Origin of the sequence: Anabaena sp. WA102, from assembly GCF_001277295.1 — a bacterium.
In the GTDB taxonomy this organism is placed as follows: Bacteria; Cyanobacteriota; Cyanobacteriia; order Cyanobacteriales; family Nostocaceae; genus Dolichospermum; species Dolichospermum heterosporum.
This window is the reverse complement of sequence record NZ_CP011456.1, coordinates 3,676,883-3,694,885: the sequence shown is the minus strand read 5'-3', so window position 1 is coordinate 3,694,885 and position 18,003 is coordinate 3,676,883. Positions and strand designations below refer to the sequence as shown.

The window sequence follows — 18,003 nt, the reverse complement described above, 5'->3', positions numbered from 1 at the left end:
AACTTTACATATTGAAATAAACTTAGCCTATAAGTGCTATTTTTCATCTTATCCAAATAAGTTTTCTAAACCAATGAACATAACTTATTTCCTGACACATATAGGACTGAAGATAACGGAGTTTATCTAATAAAGTTTTGCCAAATTCTTGCGGTATTTCTATTAGTTGCAATATCAAATAAGCGATTAAACAGCACATTATCTGAATTCTAATTCCATTCTCATTCTTTGTCATAAGTCTGTCTAACTTGAGGTGCATTTTTAAGAATTTCCATAACAATTCAATTTGCCATCTTTGTATGTAAATTTCCATAATCTCTTGATTACTAACTTGCTCTTCTCCTTCATTTAATAAGTTTGTTGCTAAACGAAATTCACTCTTAGTTTCTATATCACAAAATGCTACTACTCTAATTTCCACTTCTCTTTCATCTTTGCCAACTTTACAATTACCATTTTCTAGCATTTCTAAAGTGACATTATTTTTAATTCTTAAGACAAAAGCTTTATTTTTTTGTTGTTTTAATTCAGATATTCTTTCGGAGGATGCAAATCCTCTATCCATTATCCCTACTCCTTTTGACGGAATTGCTTCTACTGTTTCTTGTCCATATTTATGGTCATGTCCTTGCCCAAAATGAATCACCATTCCACCAACTTCTGATGTCAAACTATCTAACCCACAAAATAGTTTTACTTGATGATATCCTTGACTCCATAATAATTTACTTGTTAATGTAATAATTGTTGAATCTATAGGAAATAATGCTTGGGTTTCTTCCTTTCCTTTTTTCTTTCTCAGTTGATTGTTTAATTCAGTTATTATCTCCAAAAATACTTGAGTATCTCTCTTTTTACTTGCCTTGGAAAAATTTGATATTTTTAAATCTATCCCTTGATTATTTAGTCTTTGAAATAAATCTCTCATACTCACTATACTTTTATCCATGACATACTGTAACCACACTGATACAAATGAAAATGTGTCCAGAACTGGATAATCTTTTTTGGGCAATGGTTTCAATATTGTTTTGACCACTTCTGGGAAATTCTTTAAGCGCATAATTTGATAATTCTTTATCTAGATTTTTTTAGATTGTATCAAATTATGGTACTTTTTTTTAATCTTTTCCTAACATTCAACACTTCTGGTCAATTGTATCTAGGTTATCCGAACCCAATATTATGTCATTTTTGACAGTCTTCCCAACAATGGTAACACTCGGTGTATCAGCAGTGGCAGCACTTTTAGCAACATTGTAGCCTCCAAATTTGTTCGCCGCACTGTTGGCAACAATGTAATTATTTCCTTGCCCAGCGATTACCGAGGAAACGTTGGTAAATGAGTCGTATGTCAATCCATTTGTTGCAGTTCCCTGTGTGAGATCGATTAACAGGTCTTGTGTTTGTCCAGCATAACTAATAGTATTAAGTGAAGAGTCAACTCCACCGGTGAAATCGGCTCCAGCAAGATGTCCAATGAAGGTAGTAGGACGACGACCACCGTAAATAAATGCAGAGGCTAATCCAGTATCTATAGTTACGGATTTGTTAGTGGTCACACCATCAGAGACAATAAGGGTTGATACACCGCTTGATGTAACATTGGTTGTATCGGAACTGAACACAATCTTAGCACGGTCAATATTGCTAGTAACACTGGTTATACCCGTTCCTGCATAGGCAACCTCTGAGAGTCCATCTACCACCAAACTTGATTGACCTGACGCTGCTTGTTGTATTGTTGTTGCTTTACCATTTAGGTGGGTTGCTAAAGTGCTTGGATCAAGAGTTCGCTGGAATAATCCAACATCATTGATCACATTGATCCGATAGAGATTGGCAGTTTCGACTTTCCCGCTTTGATTAATCCCCGTCAGTGAGTAGTATTTTAGTCCATTACTATCCGTTTTTAAGTCATTTACAGTGGGCAGAACCCATTCAAAAGCCGGGTTGAGATTTAATTCATTGCTAATATTATCCCCAATACTGCCACCATCAATAATGCGAGTAGGACTATTGAATGTATTCCAAAGTGTAGCCGGTTGTTTTGAAGGTTTAAACCCAATGGAATTACTGACACCCTGATTACCCAAGACAAACTCGTCACCGTCATAGGTGCTTAATACACTGTCTTTTTTGTTTGGATCTTGGATGTCATAATAGCTGCCATCACCGATATTAATAAGCGGTACAGTGCCATTGTAAGCAACACCATCGTTGATAGCTTTGGCAAATTGTGTGTAGTAAAACGGACTTTCTATGTCCGCTGCATAGTCTGACAACTTTCGGACTTCATTGATATAACCAGGGTTAAAGGCCTTGTTAATGTATGGAAATTCAGGATTGATTTCACCGCCCTTGTCCCCCCCAGATCATGTTCACTTAAGGAAGGAAAAGCCCCAATACTCGTATTGAGAAGAACTGTAGCCCCCGACGAAAATTTTGGCTTTGTTTTTGAGGCTACCGAGGCTAGTGTTTGAAAAAACAATAGCTGCAAGATGTTTCCTGCCAAAAATGAATTAATAGATAAGATATTTGCCGCAGCAATCGTCGAATCGGGATTTTGACTGAGTAATCCCGATTGGGGAACAATGTCATGAGTATTTACAAAATTAATCTGATTCACCCCTCCGGGTGCAAGTTTTTCAGCACCCGGCAATCCGAAGGTAAATAACTGGATCTGTTGCTCGGGAAAGTTGCTAGAGAGGTCATTAGCGAAGATTTGCGCCATTGCAGCGCCTAAACTGTGTCCATCAAGCAGAACCTGCTCAAAACCGCCTTTTGTCGCATATTCCTTGAGAGCATTAGTTAGCGGTGCGAACTTCGCGTAATGCTGAGTAACAAAGTCTTCATAGTCAGTAACATCAGCTAACTGATCAGTACCACGAAAGACAACAGCAAGGGTAGTCTTTCCCCCAACAATACCCCTGAGAATCAGAGCGTTGGCTTCGGGGATGTCGGGGGAGTTGGTGGATTTAATCACATCATTGTCATTGTAAGCCTGATAGAATCCATTGACAAGGGAATAGTGCAATCCATTTAGTGACAAACCGATATCCGAAGCTGGGATTTCCAGTTCTAAGTTCGATACCTTGTGCCAGCCTCGGCCTACCGCAGCATTCCCGACATTTTCACTGTAGGCGGGATTATATCCAGTTTCATAGGTAAGTGGCTCACGTTCATGGGTGAGAGGTGCTTGCGGTCCATAGACTTCTTTTGCTAATAGTGCCATTTCGGAATAGACACTGTTATGGTCTAATCTAACTTCATTGGTCACTGCTGGAATTGTTGTAGTTGATGTGAGCATTAGGTTAGTCCTGGGGTTACTGAAAGTTGATTACAGATAATGGGAAATTTGCGGTGTATTTATGGTCGGAAGGCGATTCTGAAAGTTTAATAACATCAACTTTTCCAATGTGAGAGAACTTCCAAAGTATGATTGAGAAACCTTTCTCGACAAGCACTCCGTTGAACCTTACCACTGGAGGTTTTTGGTAAACTTGCTGTTTTCAGCAGCAAAACTGCATGAATAGGTAAGCCATATTGCTCAGTTACAGCCCGACGAATTGCTGTAATCACTTCTTCGGGATTAAGTTTCCGAAGAAAACTACGCTCTATTTCCTGGACAATTACGAGTTTTTCCCGCTGCTCAATTTCCACTGAAAATGCAGATCCACAATCTGGACGTAAAGCTGGGTGGCTTTCTACTACAGTTGTTTCAATATCTTGGGGATAGTAATTGCGTCCCAAAAATATCATCAAATCTTTAAGTCTTCCTGTCACAAACAATTCACCTTCTTGGATAAATCCCAGATCACCAGTCCGAAGAAAAGGCCCTTCATTTGTGTTTGCTACATAAGCACGGAATGTTTTCTCAGTTTCCTGCGGTTGATTCCAGTAACCCTGAGCAACACTAGGACTAGATACCCAAATTTCTCCAACTTGGGTAGGTGGACAAGGAGTTAAAGATTCAGGATCAACAATCAGAATATTTTGGTCTAACCAGCCATGTCCACAACCAACAATACAGTTAATTTCCGGGGTATCCTCTATCGCCAAATTAACTTGATTGTTTTGCAGTCTTTCTGCTGAGACGGGATAGACAAGTGGTGGTTGAGCTTTTATACTTCCCGACACAAGTAAAGTGGCTTCGGCCATTCCATAACAAGGATAGAAAGACTCTTGACGGAAACCAGAAAATTTAAAGGTTTCAAAAAATAGCTCTAATGTCTTAGCGCGGATAGGTTCAGAACCAATAAAGGCAACTTCCCAACTACTCAAATCCAAACTTGCTCTTTGCTCAGGGGTAGTTCTGCGAATACAAAGTTCATAGCCAAAATTTGGTCCACCACTAGTAGTAGCTTGGTAGCGAGAAATTGCTTGAAGCCAACAAAATGGTTTTTTAATAAAAATTTCTGGAGGTATCAGTACACAAGGAATCCCTGCATAAAGAGGCTGTAGCACTCCACCAATTAAGCCCATATCATGGTAAAGAGGCAACCACACCAAGACTCGATTGTTAGGTTTAAATTCAAAGCATCTATAAGTCAATTCTAAATTATGGAGTAAGTTGCTATGACTAACCATGACTCCTTTTGGCATTCCTGTTGAACCAGAAGTGTACTGAAGAAAAGCTAGACTATTTCTGTCTATAATTGGTTCTTGCCAATCTGAAGCTAAATTAGTAGGAATGGTATCAGTTTCCAACCAAGTCAGCGTATTTAGTATCTGATTTGTAATAGTTTTATTTTTAATATTAGCTAATACAGATGTGGTAGTCAGTACAATTTTAGCTTGGGAATTAAAGACAATTGACTCTAATCTAGATAAGTGATGATTCTGTCGGGGTGGATATGCCGGCACTGCTAGGACTCCTGCATATAAACATCCGAAAAAAGCAGTAATAAATTCTAAACCAGATGGATAAATTAGTAATATGCGATCGCCTAGAACAGAGCAAGATTGTAACTTAGCTGCAATTGCTCGCGCTCGTTGATCAAGTAACCCGTAGGTCAATGTATCTGTCTCTGTTTCACCATCTGCAAGAAAAGTGTAAGCTACTTTATCAGGATCATTTTCAGACCGCAAGCGCAATAGTTCCAAAAGACTTGAACATTTAGCTGCCAAATTCTGTTGATCAGCATAGTAGTTGCTCATAGAAACACCTCTGATAATTTATTAAGAGTACACATCAATACAGTTGAAAATTTAGATTATTTCTTCACTTAGATAGCCATCTTCAACATGAAATCTGCGGTTAGCAACATCTAAAATTCGGTTGTCATGAGTAACAATCAAAATCGCACATTTTTGCTCGTATGCCAGTTGACACATTAAATTAACTACCTCCCTTCCAGATTTACTATCAAGAGCCGCAGTCGGCTCATCAGCTAATATCAATCTAGGACGTGAAACTAAAGCTCTAGCAATGCTCACCCGCTGTTTTTGTCCCCCAGATAGATGATGAGGATAATGTTCACAAAAATCTCCCAAACCAACTGTTGCCAGTGTTTTCTTCGGTTCTTCCAACAATTGAGATGGAGAAAAAGAATTGTGCAGTTCCAATGCCATGCGGACATTCTGTTCTGCTGTTAAAAATGGCAGCAAGTTATAATGTTGAAAGATATAACCTATATAGCGACGAGTTTGAGTTTGCATTTCCTGACTAGCATTATTCATCTCTGCTCCCAGAAACATCAAACTGCCTTCAGTAATACTTCTTAGTCCACCTATTAAGGTTAATAAGGTGGTTTTACCTGATCCTGATGGACCCGTCATAATTAAAACTTCACCAGGTAAAATTTCCAGACATATATTAGATAAAACTTGCCTTTGAAGATTGCCACTGCCAAAGTAATAGTTAAGACCTTGAATTTTAAGAATTGGTTGTTGTTGCTGCATGGCTCTCAAAAACTTCGAGAAAAGTGATAACGGCAATTGCAAATTCTTTGGGTGTTTCTAGATGAGGAGAATGCCCACAAGAGAACAGTTTTAGAGTCATATTCGGAAATTGTTTAATAGTTGGTAAACAACGACCAAGCTGCACAATTTTGTCCTGAGATGCCCAAGTAAACAGTACAGGACATTTGATGCTAGGAGCAATATATCTGAGATCAGATGCTGTATTACCAAAACTTTGCCAAGCCTGAGTGAGAATTAAAGCAATTTCCTCCCCTGAAGCAATGATTTTTTCTCTTTGTTCTCTGGCTTGATCACTTGGCAAAACAAGATAGCGATAATAATCATTTAATCCCTTTTTGTACCACCAGGATTTTTTTAATCCTTGAGAAAATAGATTAGCCATAAAACTTGTAAAAATGCTTTTTACCCTATCCATTGGATCAAGCCCTCCCGGATTTGCTAAAATTAGCCCTTGGACTCTTTCTGGATATAAAAAAGTATATTGAAGAGCAACTGACCCACCAATTGAATTACCAATAAATACGAATTTACCTAATTTAAGTTGATCTATAAACAGGGTTAATATATTAGTATATCTTTGCAAACTGACTGGCTGATAATCATCATCTGAATTACCATGAGAGGGAAAATCAATGGTAATTACACGATAATTGTGAACAAGGTTAGTTTGTAATTTTTGAAAATCAGCAGCCCCATGACCAATAGCGTGTAAACAGATAATAGTTAAACCTTCACCTTCATCATTGTAAGTTAGATTAATTCCGTCAACTTCTATGGATTTACCAGGAGTAGTTGCACCCAGAGAATTTCTCAACCGAGAATAATTCATACTAAATCACCTTATATCATCACAATGAGTATTTTCAGCTATTTTACAGACTCTTTAACCTTTACCTAAAAAATATCAGCCGGGTCTCCATCTCGTAACTTATTAGTTGCTATCATCCCAGCAATAGAACACATTACAGTTGTGAGGAATAAAACTATAACAGCACGCCCAAACTCCATTTGAGTTGGCAACCTGACAATAATTACAACAGCCTGATAGAGAAGTACAGAAAAAAGAAATCCGGGGATATATCCTAAAAGAGAAAGGATAATAGACTGCTGAATAATTACTTTGAAAAAATATTTACTACCATAACCTATAGCTTTTAATGTAGCATAATATTCCAAATTGTCTGCGACTTCACTATAAAGAACTTGGTAAACAATAACCAAGCCGACAATAAAACCCATAATTGTGCCGATGGTAAAGATTGAACCAATAGGAGAACCATTTTTCCAGTAATTCTTTTCTAGTTCCATATAGCTTTTCATTGAAAGCACTTTAACACCTCCAGAAAATTTTGCTTTTAGTAACTTAAGCACCTTGTCTGGATCGGACCCTTTCTTAATTTTTATCAGCCCTGAACTTACTTTAGATAAAGGTCTGTTCATCAATTTGGAGAAATTTAAATCACTAGCAATAGCAATTCCATCGGCGGAAAAAATTGAACCACCCATACTAAACAAACCACTCACTTTTACCCGTTGATTGTTAATTTCAGTCAGAATCTCTTGACCTTGAGTAAATTTATCAACAATCGGTCCATAAGCTGGCTTGGAAAGTCGATCAAAAAGAATCATATCTTTACGCTTGAGCATCTCACTATTTTGATTAATTTCTGTTAAATCAAAACAAGGTTTATCAGGATCAAATCCAAAAATTAGGATTTGGTGATTGTTATCTCCATAAGGGTTTTTCCAATGTCCAAATCCAATGTAAAGAGGTGCAACAGAATCAACTCCTTCAATCTGCAACGCCTGTGTTAAATACCTTTTAGTAAATGTTTGATGTAAACCAGCATCGTAAAGGTTTTCAGTTCTAGGACCCGTGAGAACTATATCAGCGAGGAAATTCTCATGGATATCTATTGCCGTTTTATAAAGCGCACCCTGAAAACCTAGTTGCATGAACATTAATAATGTTGCAAAGGCAATACCTGAAATAGCAACCACAAAACGAGTTTTATTATATGTTAGTTGAATCCAGGCTAAGGGTATATACTTGTACATAAGATTTTTCTAAATTTAGTATTTAATCAATACATCGACCTTAAGATTAGTGAGATTGAAGGATTTTTTGCTACTTTTTTCATCAAGTAATACTCTAACTTTGACGACTCTAGCATCTGCGGCAATCACAGGATCATCGTTGAAATTTTCTTTTTTAGCCACTTTAAATCCAATCTCATTCACAGTTCCATGTAGAGATTCTGAAAGAGCAGAACTTTTAATTTCTACCTTTTGTTTCAACCTGACTTTCTCAATGTCTGTCTCATAAACTTCTGCTAGGGCTACCATGTTTTTAGTATCTCCAACTTCGACAATTCCCGAAGTAGCTAATTCTCCAGGTTTGGCGTGGATTTCCAAAATTTGACCATCAATTGGTGAACGCACAAAGGTTAATCCCAAATTTACACGAGATTGTTTAACTAATGCTTTCGCTGCTTTTAATTGAGCGGCGGCAATTGCTACATTAACAGGACGGACTTCAGCCGTAGCATATAATGTGGCTTGACTCTGCTCAAGCTGTCGAGCTACTGTTGTTCTAGTGCGATTGAGATTTTCTTGAGCTTTTTTAATCTCTTCCTTCCGACTATCAATAATTCGTTTTAAATTAGCCTCTGCTTCTTGTAAACTTTTTTGATTAGTATCTTTAAGCAAGCAAAAGCTTTCCATTTGAGAAATAGAAACTGCTCCATTAAGATAGAGAGATTGATAGCGATCGCAATCTTTTTGCGCTTTTTTCAACTCTGTTTTAATTCGTTCAATACTTTCATTCTGCGTTCTTTTTTCACCTGCTAATTGTGCTTCTAAAGTACCTATCTCTGCGTTTTGTGTCGCAATTTGTCCATTCAGTTCAGCCCGATTTTCTAAAACTTTTGCTTTTTGGGCGGCGATTTCACCTTTTTTTGCCCCAGCTTTGATTAACTCTAGCTGTGCTGAAGCAATTTGCTCTTGAGAATGGGCATTTTCCAAAGCAGCCACCATTGAACTATTGCTATCTAAAACAGCAATAATATCCCCAGCTTTTACCAATTCACCTCGTTTTACTCGTAGTTCCTCTACCCGTGCGCGTTCCATGCCAAAGGTCGGTGAAATCAAAATAACTTCACCTTTTGGTTCCAGATAACCATCAGCAGTAATAACATTTGCTGAAATATCTGCCTCAGTTTTTTTATGTTCAGTGATTTTTTGCTGATAATTTAATACTTGATAACCGGACGCTAACAGAAGTAATACAGTTGGTACAGAAACCAAGATTACCAAATTCCAGATTTTAAATTTAGAGTTAGGAAATAAAGGTATCTTGTTGATGACTCGCATATATTTTGTCCACAATTAACTGACTCAAATTACCAATATCTTTCACACTTTCTAGTTCATCATCTGAAGCGGTAATTCCATATTGAGATTCTATCGCTAATAGCATCTCAACATAAGAAAGAGATTCTATTTCACCACCTTCTAAAGGAGTTTCATCTGCTAATTCAGCCGATGACATACTTAAAGTTTGCGCCAGGATTGTCTTTACTTCTTCTCTAGTAACCATGTTTAAACTCCTTTAATTAACTGATGAGATAATAGCCTGAATCCTATCTTCATGTTCTCTCATAGTTTCTTCAAACACTATTTGATCAGCGTGCCGATATTTTTTGATTGTAGTGGCAATATTTTCTTGACCATATTGTGATTCCATTTCTTTAAGCGCTTGATCTACCCAGCTAAGATGCCATTTTTCATCCTCCATGATCTTTTTCAGTGTTTCCTTTATAATCGGATGAATATTGGTAGCTTGCAAGTTAAGTCCATATTGTCGAATAGCACGGACTTCAAATACTTGGGTTATGGCTAAAACTTCCATCAGAGAATGGGGAACACCAGCAGCTTTAAAATACTTGTCTTGGTATCCATTATTCAGCTTTAGAGGCATATAACCAAGTTGGGTTATACAGTCTGTCCAATATCGAGCGTGCTGGCTTTCATCAGCAAAATGTCTAGTTATATCACATTGAATTTCTCCATCAGGAATAGTTTGTGCTACTTTGCCAAAAAACAATGCCCCTTGAATTTCCGAATGACGATAAAAGCTGAGTAACCAGAGTTCATTTTCATTTAACTGTACATTAGTCATTTGTGCTTCCTCTTAGTGAATTACAGAAACTTTCGTCCCCAATTAGTTGTTAATAGAAAATGGCAAGTTTTTATCACCAGTTCTTGAATATCAGGAGTTTGATATTCATCCAACATGGCCATTAATCCCGCGTTTTTAATATCTTTGGCAATAAAAAGCTGTTGAGCGAATGGTTGCATACTACCAGCGGCTAATTGTGTTGATCTACTACCAAATGATTGGATCTGCCGCATCATGATATTAAAAGTTTCTAGATTAATATATCTAGGTTTGCTAGTTCGCCGCTTTACAAACTGTTCATCCTGATTAAAAACTGCTAATCCTATATCTATAATTTCACCCAAACTTGGGGATTTATCTTGGGAGTGTGCAATATTAAAAATTCTCTGGTTTTTAGTTGAAGAAAGAGAGAGAATTTTAAAAATCGCATCAGTGACAAATTCACCTGTCACCAAATAAATTGGTGTCTGACTGTTTCCTGGCATTAAGGTTAATAGACCATGATAAACCAGTCGTAAAGTGTTGTGAAAAACATTGTACTGAGTGACATTACCATCATCGTCGTCAGCAATAATCGTCGCAGAACGAAAGATAAAACAGGGGAGATGAGCAAAGGTTTGAATAGCACTTTTTTCAGCTTCCCACTTTGACCATTCATAATAATTGGCAAAGCCTAGCTCATCACTTAATAGCTGTTCTTTAATTACTCCGGGTATTAAACCAGAACTGTATACAGTGCTTAATAAGCCTATTTTTTCAATGTTTGGGCAATTATCAGCAAACTGTAATAGTTTATTTGTCCCTTGATAATTAACTCGATTTGCATCTTCTTGGCTGACATCAAATCGGGTAATAGATGCTGTGTGAATAATCGAATTAACTGACTTTGGATCAACCGATGTGAATGGTTGTTCTTCACTAATATCGCTGGGAAAATAGGCTATTCTCCCATTAGTAAACCCAAATTCATGGTCGAGGGTTTCAATTTTATTTTGCAAGTCTGTCTGATCTTTTGCCCTAACTAAAAGTATCAGCTTTTCATCAGTGAATTTGAGATATTTTTTAGTCAGACATTTTCCCAGATAACCATTACCACCTGTAATTAGGATGGACATACTTTTATATGATCAATGAATGTAGATTAGGCCAGTTTTCTTTCTGTTCACCAAAGTGCTGAATAAACGCATAAACCCAACGCTCAAGACCGAAGGCGACACAGGCTGAATGAATTGTTTCTCCATTCATGGAAATAGAGAAATTTTTCCCAAAATAATCGCGGTGAAGGTTGGTTGAACCAATAGAAAGATCCTGAAAAATCATTTCTATTTTTGTGGGTAAAACTATTTGGGCAATATATTTAGGATTGCTTTCAGGCTGAAAGAAAGGATCAGTTGCTATATCCCATTCTATTGGTAATCCTATAGCCTTAAAAAAGTTCTTTAGTTTCTCCCGTGCGTTTTCAAGAAACTGCTCCACAACGTTTTGATTACCAAGACAAACTATCTCTCGCATATGAAAATTCCATTGGCGCTGGAGTGGTTTATAATGCGATTCTCTCCGGAAACAATTATTAACAGTTGTAATATAAACTGGTGAATCAAAATTCTTGTTCTGCAAGTACACATAAATGTGATAACAAGCCGCAGGAGTGAGAATTTCGCGGATAGGAGTGGTAGCAGTCAAATTAATTTCCCCTGCTAAAGATAGGGGTTTACCTTCTATAAATCTTCTTAAATTATCCTCCTCTTGAGAGAGACAAATGGGAAAAGTAACCAAGTGTGGAAAAGAGTCAAAGTAATTTATTTTTTCTAACTCTTGAGCCTGAATAAAGGTAGAAAAAAGATGGTCTTTGGCATTAAATTCTGTAGTTGCCCATCTGATAAATAGCTGATCAATTGCCTGATATAGTTCTAGTAAATCACCACTAATCACAGACAAACCATTATCATACCAATGATAGTTTTCAAGTACACCCATGATTTTATTCACGAAAAAAAGTGTTGTAAATAGTGTTAATATTTTCAAAAACACCCGCACGAATTTTGCCTATTTTACCTCCAATACTTTCAATAAACATGATCAGTTCTAGACTATCTAAAGATGAAATTATGCCTTCTTTAATCAGGTTACTTTCATCTTTTATACTGTTGGCTTCTCGCTGACCTTTTTCAGCAATCCACTCCCGTAACTTTTCTTTGATGTCGTCAATATTCATAAAACTGGTGCCTTTTCCAAAAAACCAATATTCTGAAAAAATCTGATACAACTGGAACTTATTTCTTGACGATGTTTCTGATTAATTGGATTTTTATAAGCTGCTTGACGAACTTCAAAAGGTTTATCAAAACCAGCATCTCTGTAAACATCTGGATTATAGTATTCAGCCCAAGTTACGCTAAAATACATGGTTATGTATTTCTGTATTTTTGCCAGTGTTTCTGCTGACCAAGCTGGAGAATACTGTTTGAATAAAGTTTCTACAACTTGTCTTCCAAAAATAAGATGACGGGTTTCTTCATGATGATGGATATTATTGATCATCCGTGCTATCGGATTTAGGTTCATATCCGTAGCCATAATCCGATTATAAACATCTACAGTTTCCTCAAAAATCAGCACTTTAGCAAAAAACAAAAAATCATCTTCTCCAGGGGCATATTCATCTGCTGGAAAATCAATTTTTTTATCTGGATATGGTCCTTTTGCATATCGGTTGCAAAATCCTCCAAAGTAAGACATATGTTGATTTTCTTCAGCCAGAAAAATATGAATGTATTTGTTAATGATGTCACCTGTTTCAGCTATGCCATGATCTTGATAAAGTCTGGCAGCTAGACCTTGGATTAGGGCTTTTTCGCCATGAATATTCAGAGTAAAAAAGTTAATAGCTTCCCAAAAACTTAGTTCTTTCTGTTGTATTTCACTAAGATTAGCGTAATATTCTGTCCCATATAAAGATATGAGTTTAGGGGACATAAACCATTCAGATTGACGATCAACAGTATCAGCCCAATCAATAGCAGTATAGGGATTGGTGTGATCAATAACTGAAGTTTCGTATATTTTGGCGATAGTAACAAGATTCATGATTAATTATCCACAGTATTGAAGAATAACTGATTGCCAGGTAAGACCGTAACCAACCATATATAGAAGTACATACTCTCCAGGTTTGATTTTTCCTGATTCAATTAACATTTGGGTATTGACAATACAATCTCCACTAATCATGTGACCCATCATCGGCAAAGAAGGATGAAATACCCTGGTGATATCGTAATCAAGAAGGCTCGGACTACAAACTATCTTCCAAGCATTGACATTAATATTTTGGACTACCATCCAATTAATATCTTTCAACTCCAACCCTGCTCGTTTCACATTCATTGTGATGCAATCTATAGTATTAGGGAAGAAATTACCAATAGTTGCATCATCATTTGTGTTTGCCATTCCCCCATTTGTGATCGCATGATGTTCAACGTACCGAAACCCTCCAGGTATCGGCTCTGTTGAGATAATAAATGCAGAAGCTCCATCAGAAATCAAACTATATGATTGTTCATATAATGAGCCTTGAGGAAAACGATCTGCTGTTACACAGAGGATTTGACTCCATTGAGGTGTATCTCTAAGTAAAGCAGCCGCAAGTTTAAAAGAGCCTATCATTCCCGTACAGGCTTGTTGATCTAAGCCAATAACCCAAGCATCATTTAGTCCAAAATCACTTTGCAAATGACTACCAGGAAAATCTGTGAGGTCTTTTATATCTTTTGTTTCCTCAAATGTTGTTCCTATGTTGGCATTGATTGGTAAAGCTGTTGAGTAGATGATTGCTCCAACTTGATTTAAGTATTTTGCGATGGGCTTAACTGCTGCTACTGCTAAGTCATAAGCAGTAGTGCTGGGAGAGCAAATGTGATGCTTATCGAATCCTGCGGATCTAAATTTTTCAGGATCTTTAATTACTGTTCTATTTTCTTCGACTGTTTGTTCAACAGTTTGCTCTAAGTCACCCAAAACATAGGAAAAATGTCCTACATATATGTTTCTCATTGGTTGCTTATCTCATCACTAGTGATGTTGTTTATATCTGATTTAGAAGTAAAGTATTTTGGTGTGAATCTCCCTGTCCTTTTCATGTATTGTCGATAATATCCGTCTTGTTTCTGTAAGTTTCTCTCTTCTCGCTGTGCTGTTAATATTAGTCCTACTATTCCATAAACTAACATCAGCAAGCTAATAATATGAGGAAAAAAAACGAATGTCCCAATTAAAGATAGGATAAAAGAAGTGTAAAAAGGATGACGGATTTTTTCATACGGTCCGTAAGTCACAATATGATCTGATTGATCATTATCCTGATGCCATAAATTGAGGGGTACTCTGTGAGTGCCAATTGTATAGGCTATGAGAGAATTTGAACTAATAGCTAATGCAGTAGCTATAATATCAGTCTGCATTGGCCAATAACTTTGGTATTGGAAAGATGAAACTACCCCAACATAACCCGCAATCAAAAGCAAAGCAGAAACAAAAAAAGGTAAAGCTGTAACTAACCACCGAATATTTTTCTGTCCTGGCTTAAAGAAGATGATTGGTAATCCACCAATCAATAGGAAATTGCAGATATACAGAAAAAAGACACTATCATTCATAGTATATTTATCTCCTTCACATACTTGTTTAATTAAGTGAGAACACAGAATAATCTTATTTGGTTATAGTGTGTCATTTTCATGGTTTCAACTTCCCGAAATATGTCATTCCCAGATAACCAGTGCTGATAAAACCAGATGTCCATATTGTCACCGCTTGTCCTAGAGTGCTGTAATGAGCAATATCTATACCTGCTCCGCCTAGGAAAATATCCTTGCCAACATTACCAATAAAGTTGTCATTATTCGCAGTTCTTATATGGATGTCATTGCCAGTGGTACTTATTATTTTTGCCATGATTTTTTCTCCAAATCCTACAAATTGGACGTTACTGGGGGTCATCGTGCCATTGAAAATTAAGCTACTCCTATATTTCTTACTTTATTAAGAGTATAAATTACTCAAATCAGAATGTTAACATATAATATATAAGAAAAGTATAAAAATTTTATAAGGAGAACGAAAATTTTCGGGGGAGCCGGGGTACATAATGCGGTAGGATGACAGTATGCTCGACTCTAACTAACCAACCTGTAATCTACCAGTTACAGCAGTTTGAGGGCAAACCCGCCACAAGAATAAATCTCAGAATGATTTCTGGCACTGGTTTTCATCATGTTCATTTGTGGCACGGTTGATTGCGATTTGCTGTAAAAATAGTGTTGCTGGGTATCAATCCCATGATATGGTGGCGCATACTTGTCAGAAGCGACAGCACGACTGAATGATGTATAAATATAGATAAATAAGAATCTAACTTATAAATGTGAGTTATTTACTATGTCAATGGACCAATATTTTCAAGAATTTTTGCAAGTTGAAGCGGATAAGCACAACCTTTCCAAGGCAGAAAGGGAAGTGTTGGTTTTGGCTTTAGAAGGTAACGATATTGCAGGAATCGCAGAGCAGCTTCAAGTCAAAGATTCAGCTATCCGCCAGCGATTAAGTGCAGTGTATCAAAAGTTTCAGATTGACGGAAAAGGACCAGTCAAGTTTGCCAAGCTCCGGCAGTTTTTACTCTCACAATATCAAAAACACCAAGCTCAAAATACTGCCAGTATGTCTTCTCCCTCGGTCAACTTCGGTGAAGATCACATCTATGCACGCCAAGATTGGGACGAAGCACCAGATGTTACTATTTTCTACGGACGTATTGAAGAACTGGCTACTTTAAAGCAATGGATTGTCAAAGACAAGTGCCGACTAGTAGTAATCCTGAGTATCATGGGTGGTATTGGCAAAAATACTCTGTCAGCGCAGTTGGCTAAACAAATCCAGAATGAGTTTGAGTGCGTCATTTGGCGATCGCTCCACTATGCTCCACCCATCCAAGAATTATTAACTGACCTGCTCCACTCCCTGTTGCACCAAGAAGAAACCAACATACCAAAAGATATCGGTGGGCAAATCTCTTTACTGATTGAGTATCTATCCCAACACCGCTGTCTACTGTTGCTAAATGATGTAGAAACTGTTCTGCCTAGTAGCCAGTTAGTTCGACATTATCCACAGGAATATGATGGCTATGGAGAGTTATTAAAACGCTTAGGAGAATCAAATCATAATAGCTGCTTAGTGCTGACCAGTCGGGAAAAACCAATAGAAATTGCTGACTTAGCTGGAGAAACACTACCTGTGAGGGAATTGTATTTGAGAGGCTTGCATCCAGATGATGCTAAAACTTTTATTTTGCCAATCAAAAATTTTGCAGTTTCTGACCAAAATTTATTAGAATTAATTGAATTATATGAAGGTAATCCTTTAGCTTTAGAAATAGTCGTCAAAACTATTAACAAAACATTTAAAGGTGACTTTAATAATTTTTCAAAGCACAACTTATCATTGATAAATAATATTATCAATGAATTTTTAGAATCTTTTGAAAACATTTATGAGTTAGAAAAAAATATTATTTACTCGTTAGCGGTAAACAACCAGGCAGTATCTCTTGCCGATTTACAAGCAAGTCTAGTCTTTGCAGTAGATTTATCGGAATTACATACATCGTTGAATGTACTCTTACAGCAATTACTTATTGTTGAACAAGATAATACAAGAGTCGCTAAATTTACTTTAAGCAATAGAGTAAAAAAATACATTACTAATCAATTTATTGCTAAGTCTTTAAACCAGATAGGTCATCAAAAATACCTGGAAGGTGATTTTATTAGCGCCAAGTGTTCTTTAGTGTGGTCACTCAGATTTAATTCGGATGTTGCAGCCGCACATTATAACTTGGGGTCAACTTATGAAAAGCTACAAGAGTTGGATCGTGCGTGTTTCCACTACGAAATGGCTAAACAGTATAAATCTCGTGCTGCTGATGCAGCTATCAATAATTTAGCACGATTAGAAATTATCAATGGAAATAGTGCCATTGCTATTGACTTGCTTTTACAAATTTTAGATCGTGTACAGGATACTTTAGTGAAATATGCCTTGTACAAAAACCTTGGCTGGGCATATCTCCAACAAAATGAATACACTTATGCTCAAAATCACCTTGGTAAAGCAATTGAATTAGATAGTTCCCGTCCTGATGCCTATTATTTATTGGCACAGGTACAGGAAGCTTTAGGAGATAAGAAAAGTGCTTTGATTGTATGGGAAAAAGGTCTCAAAAATGACTCCAGAAACAAAAAACAAAAAAAAGCACCTTGGAGAGTTCCTGAATTAGATGTTTGGCAATCTCAAGCATATCAGCACCTCAATTTAATACTGTAGCCAAAAAAAGCTGGTAAACTTCTACGCTCCTTACGCAATAAAGCTCATCAATGGTGGTATTTTTTAGACCACCCGCACATACCCCCTGATAATAATTTAGCCGAGCGAACGTTACGTTTACCCTGTACTAACTACGAAAAGTCAGTGGCGGTTCTCGTACTAGGTCGCGGTTTCAAGATACTGCCAATTTATTGACGGTTATTCAAACTTGTCGTCGTCAGGGACGTTCCGTGATTGAGTTTTTTGATTCCTACGGAGCGCTTCGCTATCAAGCCATTAAAGCTACGGTTAATCCTAATGTGCAGACCCCAGATTGAATCCCTCAAATTTAGACCTGAATCTTTACGGATTTTGTTATTTTTATTCTCCATAGTTAAGCTTTGTGCTAGTAGTTGGATAATGTAAAATTTATCGTTGGGGGAAAGTTGAAGAAGTTGTTGTTCAAGTTCTGAAATAACCATATTTTTATTTAGGTATCGGATAATTTATTTTTAGCATATCTTCATACAGAAATA

At 36.9% G+C, this 18,003-nt stretch carries 18 protein-coding genes and 1 pseudogene; 2 read left to right on the top strand and 17 right to left on the bottom strand.

The window, feature by feature from the left end; translation table 11 throughout:
- Positions 1–43: 43 nt before the first annotated feature.
- The 17 genes from AA650_RS16120 to AA650_RS16040 form a co-directional block, all read right to left on the bottom strand.
- Positions 44–1,063 (bottom strand): transposase, encoded by a 1,020-nt coding sequence (locus tag AA650_RS16120; protein ID WP_053537527.1) that lies wholly within the window; start codon positions 1,061–1,063, stop codon positions 44–46.
- Between the two features lie 76 nt (positions 1,064–1,139).
- Positions 1,140–2,285, bottom strand: coding sequence for a hypothetical protein (locus AA650_RS16115; protein ID WP_053539778.1), 1,146 nt, complete (start codon positions 2,283–2,285; stop codon positions 1,140–1,142).
- Positions 2,261–3,310 (bottom strand): lipase family protein, encoded by a 1,050-nt coding sequence (locus AA650_RS16110; RefSeq protein WP_053539777.1) that lies wholly within the window; start codon positions 3,308–3,310, stop codon positions 2,261–2,263. The genes AA650_RS16115 and AA650_RS16110 overlap by 25 nt, the downstream gene beginning before the upstream one ends.
- A gap of 95 nt (positions 3,311–3,405) precedes the next feature.
- Positions 3,406–5,160: a fatty acyl-AMP ligase gene (locus tag AA650_RS16105; protein WP_053539776.1), complete on the bottom strand. Its 1,755-nt coding sequence runs from the start codon at positions 5,158–5,160 to the stop codon at positions 3,406–3,408.
- Positions 5,161–5,211: 51 nt separating this feature from the next.
- A complete protein-coding gene (locus AA650_RS16100) occupies positions 5,212–5,904 on the bottom strand; it encodes an ATP-binding cassette domain-containing protein (RefSeq protein ID WP_053539775.1) in 693 nt (230 codons plus the stop codon).
- Complete coding sequence (locus tag AA650_RS16095; RefSeq protein ID WP_053539774.1) at positions 5,879–6,754, bottom strand: alpha/beta fold hydrolase; 876 nt, start codon at positions 6,752–6,754, stop codon at positions 5,879–5,881. Before AA650_RS16095 ends, AA650_RS16100 begins: the two co-directional genes overlap by 26 nt.
- A 65-nt stretch (positions 6,755–6,819) precedes the next feature.
- Entirely contained in the window at positions 6,820–7,983 is a 1,164-nt protein-coding gene (gene devC / locus AA650_RS16090; protein ID WP_053539773.1) for an ABC transporter permease DevC, read from the bottom strand.
- A 15-nt stretch (positions 7,984–7,998) separates the two neighbouring features.
- Positions 7,999–9,297 (bottom strand): HlyD family efflux transporter periplasmic adaptor subunit, encoded by a 1,299-nt coding sequence (locus AA650_RS16085; protein WP_053539772.1) that lies wholly within the window; start codon positions 9,295–9,297, stop codon positions 7,999–8,001.
- Positions 9,263–9,523 (bottom strand): acyl carrier protein, encoded by a 261-nt coding sequence (locus AA650_RS16080; RefSeq protein ID WP_053539771.1) that lies wholly within the window; start codon positions 9,521–9,523, stop codon positions 9,263–9,265. The genes AA650_RS16085 and AA650_RS16080 overlap by 35 nt, the downstream gene beginning before the upstream one ends.
- A gap of 12 nt (positions 9,524–9,535) precedes the next feature.
- Positions 9,536–10,105, bottom strand: a complete 570-nt coding sequence (locus AA650_RS16075; protein ID WP_053539770.1) for a ferritin-like domain-containing protein — start codon at positions 10,103–10,105, stop codon at positions 9,536–9,538.
- Between the two features lie 20 nt (positions 10,106–10,125).
- The gene (locus AA650_RS16070) at positions 10,126–11,220 is read right to left on the bottom strand and encodes an SDR family oxidoreductase (protein ID WP_053539769.1); all 1,095 of its coding nucleotides are present in this window, start codon (positions 11,218–11,220) and stop codon (positions 10,126–10,128) included.
- A gap of 4 nt (positions 11,221–11,224) precedes the next feature.
- On the bottom strand, positions 11,225–12,082 hold the full coding sequence (locus AA650_RS16065) for an aminoacyl--tRNA ligase-related protein (protein WP_053539768.1): 858 nt from the start codon (positions 12,080–12,082) through the stop codon (positions 11,225–11,227).
- A 4-nt stretch (positions 12,083–12,086) separates the two neighbouring features.
- The gene (locus AA650_RS16060; RefSeq protein ID WP_053539767.1) at positions 12,087–12,320 is read right to left on the bottom strand and encodes an acyl carrier protein; all 234 of its coding nucleotides are present in this window, start codon (positions 12,318–12,320) and stop codon (positions 12,087–12,089) included.
- On the bottom strand, positions 12,317–13,192 hold the full coding sequence (locus AA650_RS16055) for a diiron oxygenase (protein ID WP_053539766.1): 876 nt from the start codon (positions 13,190–13,192) through the stop codon (positions 12,317–12,319). Before AA650_RS16055 ends, AA650_RS16060 begins: the two co-directional genes overlap by 4 nt.
- A gap of 6 nt (positions 13,193–13,198) precedes the next feature.
- Positions 13,199–14,161, bottom strand: a complete 963-nt coding sequence (locus tag AA650_RS16050; RefSeq protein ID WP_053539765.1) for a 3-oxoacyl-[acyl-carrier-protein] synthase III C-terminal domain-containing protein — start codon at positions 14,159–14,161, stop codon at positions 13,199–13,201.
- Positions 14,158–14,763, bottom strand: coding sequence for a methyltransferase family protein (locus AA650_RS16045; protein WP_053539764.1), 606 nt, complete (start codon positions 14,761–14,763; stop codon positions 14,158–14,160). The genes AA650_RS16050 and AA650_RS16045 overlap by 4 nt, the downstream gene beginning before the upstream one ends.
- 79 nt (positions 14,764–14,842) lie before the next feature.
- Complete coding sequence (locus AA650_RS16040) at positions 14,843–15,061, bottom strand: hypothetical protein (protein WP_199924265.1); 219 nt, start codon at positions 15,059–15,061, stop codon at positions 14,843–14,845.
- Between the two features lie 483 nt (positions 15,062–15,544).
- Between AA650_RS16040 and AA650_RS16035 the strand changes: the two genes are divergently transcribed.
- Positions 15,545–17,488 carry an NB-ARC domain-containing protein gene (locus tag AA650_RS16035; RefSeq protein ID WP_081424248.1) on the top strand — a complete coding sequence of 648 codons (1,944 nt, stop codon included), beginning with the start codon at positions 15,545–15,547 and terminating at the stop codon, positions 17,486–17,488.
- A gap of 9 nt (positions 17,489–17,497) precedes the next feature.
- Positions 17,498–17,805: pseudogene (locus AA650_RS26755) on the top strand (IS66 family transposase); the annotation flags it as partial.
- Positions 17,806–18,003: the final 198 nt, after the last annotated feature.